Source organism: Phenylobacterium sp. (assembly GCF_020402505.1).
Taxonomy (GTDB): domain Bacteria; phylum Pseudomonadota; class Alphaproteobacteria; order Caulobacterales; family Caulobacteraceae; genus Phenylobacterium.
Window position 1 is genome coordinate 1 of record NZ_JADBZL010000118.1, and the last position, 3,609, is coordinate 3,609.

Below are 3,609 nucleotides of genomic sequence, written 5' to 3' on the forward strand. Positions count from 1 at the left end.
AGGTCGGCGTGGCTGGGAAAGCCCAGCCACATGGCCCGGTGCGGGGCCCACTCGGCGGGGACGGGACGGGACATGGCGCGGTTCTCCCAGGAGGGACGCGGGCAGATGGGCGAGGCGGGCCCCCACGTCAAGCTTTCGCGACGCCCCCGAAAAGCGAAGGGGCGGCCCGTCGCCGGACCGCCCCCCGCCTCACATGCAGTGATGGCTCAGAACTGGTAGCGGAGAGAGATCTGCGCCGCCCAGAGGGAGGGATTGTTGGCCCCTGCACGGCCCGCGAACGAGCGGTTCAGAGCAGACGCGTTGGGGTTCGAGTACCGATAACGGACGCAAACCGGGCTGCCGGTTCCGGCCGCCGCCCCCGTGGCTGTGGCGCACTGAACGTCCACGATCCGGTTGTTGCCCTGTCCGGAGCCGGTGGCGCCGTACTCCTCGATGGTCCCCCAGCGATCGTTCAGCAGATTCAGGACATTGTAGAGGTCCAGCACCACCTTGAACTTGTGACCCTGGATCGGCGTCGGAACCTCCTGGCTGATCTGCAGGTCAACCTGGTTCACATCGGGATTCCGATTGAAGCCCTTGGGGACAATGCCGACCGGCAGGTCGAACCGGTTCACCGCCGCCCGGAAGGCGTTCAGCGTATTCACGCTGTCGAAGGTGACGAAGCCCACGTCCAGGTCATTGGGGTTGGTGTCGGCGGCGAAATCCGGGACATAGAGCTGGTACGCGCCCCTGTTGGTGCCGAACACGGGGCTGCGGTTGCCGCCCTGGCTCGCCATGGTCACGTTGAACGGACGTCCCGAGCGGAACTCGCCGAACAGGGAGATGCGGGTCTTGGCGTCGGGGAAGAACTCCTTCTCGTAGCTCACCTCGACCTTGGCTCGGTCGCGGATTTCCTCGTAACCGCGGCCATAGGCGTCGCTGTTGGAGTCTCCCGCCGCCGCGAGCTGGCTGGAGTAGAGGGAGCCGGAGGTCGTCCCGAAGCGCAGTCCGCTCGTGGACTCTTCCAGGTTCTGCCGCACGTAACCCACGGAAACCCTGAGGTCGTCGTTCAGGAAGTTGCGCGAGAGCCCCACGGCGGCCACGTACCCCTGGCCGCGCTTGTCGTTTCCGACCACCAGGTCCGCCGCCGTCTGCACATTGGACCCGCTGACGCCCGCTGCGGCCCGCGCCGCGTCCGTCATGGTCAGACCATCATACCGGCGACGGCCATCCGGCGTGAACTGCTGCTGGCCGTTGACCAGGAGGGGACGGACCTTGAAGTCGCTGTAGCTGATGGTCGACACGACCTCAGTCACCACCACATCGGTCTGGGCCTTGAAGCCGAAGGGGAGGTCGATGGAGCCGCTGAGGAAGAACTTCCAGGACGAGGGGACCTTGAAGCTCGGGTTCAGGGCGATCACCTCGGACGAGGTCGGCAGGATGCTCGGAGTCACCAGACCCGTCACCGCCGAGGGAAGGTCATAGCCAAAGCGCGGATCGGTCCGATTCACGTTCAGGGCCGTGGCCCCGGCCGCCTGGGTGAAGCCGACATTGTTGCCCAGTTCACGGAAGGTGCCGTCGGCGTTCCGCTCTATGGTCACGCCCGCCGCCGCAAATCCGGTCGTGCTGAAGGAGGTGGAGATCAGCACGTCGGGAATGCCGCCCGCAAAGATCCCGGCGCCGCCGGTGATGCGGATCGACTCGTTCGGATCGTACCGGAAGGCCAGACGCGGCATCATGATCGACTTGCCGTCATAGGTCGTCTGGTTGGTGAAACCGTTCCGGGCCAGGAAGAACGGATTGGCGATCGGCTTGTCGTCGCTGGAGTACCAGTCATAGCGGAAGCCGGCCGTGACCTGGAGCTCAGGCGTGACGTCCAGGACGTCCTGCAGATAGATGCTGTTCTGCTGGTACTTGAACTTGGCCGCTGCGTCCCTCGGATTACCGGACGGCGCGTTCGAGTAGGTCAGGCGATTGGCGCGACCCAGCTGGAAATCATTGATCGAGTCGAAGTAGTAGACGCCGTCGCTGTTGGGCACGAAGAGGTTGATGACCTCGATATTCTGGCTCTCAAAGCCCAGCTTGAAGAGGTGATCTCCAAGCGCGTAGGTCGCCTTGGCCTGAATATTCAGGTTCTTGGTCTCAAGCTCGTTCGCCTGGCGGAAGTTATCCGGCCCGATCCGGATGTTGGAGAAGCCGCTGGCGCAGGTGGTCAGTACGGAGTCGGAGGTCGCCGCCGAGCAGATGATCAGCTCAGCGAATTCCTGGCCCGAGGGCGGATCCTGACGACGGATATAGTCGCGCTGCGAGATGCGGATCTGGGTGTTGAGCGAGTCCGTCCACTGGGAATTCAGCTCCCCGACATACGACGTATCGTCCTCACCGCTGAGGTAGAAGTTGGACGAGAGGCCAGCCGTCCCGGAGTTCAGGTTCGGACGGGCCGTCACCTCGGAAAGCGAATAGCGGTAGGTGAAGGAGGCGCGATGGCTGTCGTTGATGTTCCAGTCGAGCTTCGCCGAGTACTTCTCGTCCAGGATGGGGGTGATGCGGGGGATGCCGCCGGCGTCAAACCTGGTGGCGTACCCGTTGTTCAGAATCCCGACGACCTGATCGATCGTCGCCTGCGTCACGCCGTTGATGCTGTTCGCGAAGCCAGCCCCGGTGGGGCCCGTGACGACGGCCTCGCTGGACTCGTACTTCTCGTAGGACAGGGCGAAGAAGAGCCGGTCCGCGAGGATCGGACCTGACAGGAAGCCGCCATAGTTGGTCTGGCTGATGGTCTGCGGAACCGAACGGCCCTTGACCTTCTCGCCGACCAGACCGTCGTTGAGGTAGTTGACGAAGGCCGACCCGGTGAAATCGTTGCCGCCGGAACGCAGGACGATGTCGATCGCCCCGCCCTGGAAGTCGCCGTTCTCGACGTCGTAGGGAACGGACTGAACGGTGAACTGCTCGACGGCATCGATCGAGATGGGACCGCGCAGCGTCGGCAGGCCCCCGGAATTCAGACCGAAATCGTCCTGCACCGAGGCGCCGTCGATGGTGATCCGGTTCAGCTTGGGGTTGGAGCCGGCGATCGAGACGCCGCCGTCCGCCTGGGCGTTGGTGGACGTGAGGAGATTGCGGCGGGCGAGGTCCCGGATGTCGCGGGTGACGGACACCACCGACTCGATGGAGGGCCGGCTCAGGGTAGAGGCGATGCCGGAATTGCCCGCCTCGGGGTTCCGCGCGGCGGTGACAATCACCTCGTCCACAGCCGTCGTTGAGATCAGGTCGATGTTCAGGCGCAGGGTCTCTGCCTGGGTCAGGACGACGCCGGTTACTGTTTCGGTTTCGTAGCCCGGTGCGCTAACGGTGATGGTGTAGGGGCCGCCAACCCGGAGTCCGCGGGCGTCAAAGACACCATCCGCGCCCGACCGCGTGATGGAGCGGGTTCCAGAGGGTGTGTGAACCACGGTCACCGTGGCGTTGGCAACAGACGCGCCATCGTTGCCCTCAAGTTGGCCGCGGATGGCGCTGGTGGTTTCCTGGGCGAAGGCCGGAGCGGCCATGGCGCACATCAGGGCGGCCACCGCCGTACTGCGGGCGAGCATTCTCGTGGACATCATGGATACCCCTCCATCGGATCAA

Annotated in this window: 1 protein-coding gene; it reads right to left on the reverse strand. The window is 64.5% G+C overall.

Annotation, left to right across the window (positions count from 1 at the left end; translation table 11 throughout):
- Positions 1-206: 206 nt before the first annotated feature.
- Positions 207-3,587 (reverse strand): TonB-dependent receptor, encoded by a 3,381-nt coding sequence (locus IM632_RS08710; protein WP_296481772.1) that lies wholly within the window; start codon positions 3,585-3,587, stop codon positions 207-209.
- Positions 3,588-3,609 lie beyond the last annotated feature (22 nt).

Excerpts from the sequence above, each read along its gene's own strand:
- IM632_RS08710 (WP_296481772.1), bottom strand. The coding sequence starts at position 3,587 with ATGATGTCCACGAGAATGCTCGCCCGCAGTACGGCGGTGGCCGCCCTG.